This is a genomic window from Hymenobacter agri (assembly GCF_054778495.1).
Genome location: NZ_BAAGZM010000895.1, coordinates 1 through 1,274, shown reverse-complemented (window position 1 = coordinate 1,274; position 1,274 = coordinate 1). Strand labels below are relative to the sequence as shown.

The window sequence follows — 1,274 nt, the reverse complement described above, 5'->3', positions numbered from 1 at the left end:
CGGGCATCATCGCCGCCGACCGGGCCAACGGCCTCGGCGGGCGCGGCGTGGCCGAGCAGGTGCGCATTCTGAGCGTACGGGCCGTGACGTTAGGCGACGAGCGGGATAAGGACGTGGCCAACGCCATTCGCTACGCCGTGGATAATGGCGCGAGCATTATCAGCATGAGCTTCGGCAAGTATTTTTCGCCCGACAAAGCCGTGGTGGATGCGGCCATGCGCTACGCCAATGCCAAAGGCGTGCTGCTGGTGCACGGTGCCGGCAACGACCACCTCAACTACGATTCTATGCCGGCATTCCCTTCCACCCGTTTCCTCAACGGCCAAACTATTCCGAACCTGATAACGGTGGGCGCCAGCGCCCGTACCAACGACGAACACCTGGTCGCTGATTTCTCCAATTACGGCTCAAACACTGTGGATGTGTTCGCGCCCGGCGTCGACATCGTTTCGACTTACCCCAACAACCAGTACCACGCCGGCAGCGGCACCAGCATGGCCGCGCCCGTGGTGGCCGGAATTGCAGCCGTGCTCAAGGTCAATTTCCCATATCTCACGCCCGCCGACCTCAAGCGCATCATCTTGGCTTCGGCCGCGCCCGTGCACACGCAGGTGCGCCGGCCGGGCACCAAGCAGCTGGTCGATTTCGCCACGCTCTCGCGCACGGGCGGCATCGTCAATCTGTACGAGGCCGTGCGGCTGGCCAGCCGGGAACCGGCGGTGAAACCGGCGGCCAGACCAGCCGCTAAACCAGCTCGGCGGTAGCTGGGCAGCGAACCCGATATTTTTGCGGGCATGATGGGCGCGAACGTTACAAGGAAAAGAGTATTACGCTGGGCCGGCGGCGCGCTGGGACTGCTCCTGCTGGCGGCTTTTGGCTTCCTGGCATTTGTGCAGGTGCGCGGGCTGCCCACCTATGCCCCGCCTCGCCCGGCGGGGGTGGCCATTGTAGCCACGCCGGCCCGGCTGGCGCTGGGCGAAAAGCTCACGCTGTCGATTTGCGCCGACTGCCACCTCAACCGCAGCACCAACCGCTACAGCGGCCACCGCCTGGCCGACCTCACGCCCGACTTCGGCACCATCTACACCGCCAATATCACTCAGGACCCGCGGCACGGCATCGGCCGCTGGACCGACCAGCAGCTGATGGGCCTGTTGCGCACCGGCGTGGGGCCCGACGGCCGCCTGCGCCTCATCATGCCCAACTACGCCCGCATGAGCGACGAAGACGTGGCCAGCATCGTGGCCTTTCTGCGCTCGGCCAGCCCGCAGGTG

2 protein-coding genes are annotated in these 1,274 nt (G+C 65.6%); both read left to right on the top strand.

The annotated features are described in order from the left end of the window. Positions 1-764: S8 family serine peptidase (locus ACYVDE_RS23170; RefSeq protein WP_460503893.1), on the top strand; the 764-nt coding region annotated here is incomplete at its 5' end. Between the two features lie 30 nt (positions 765-794). Next, positions 795-1,274, top strand: a 480-nt coding sequence (locus ACYVDE_RS23165) for a c-type cytochrome (RefSeq protein WP_460503892.1), incomplete at its 3' end; no start/stop codon positions are given.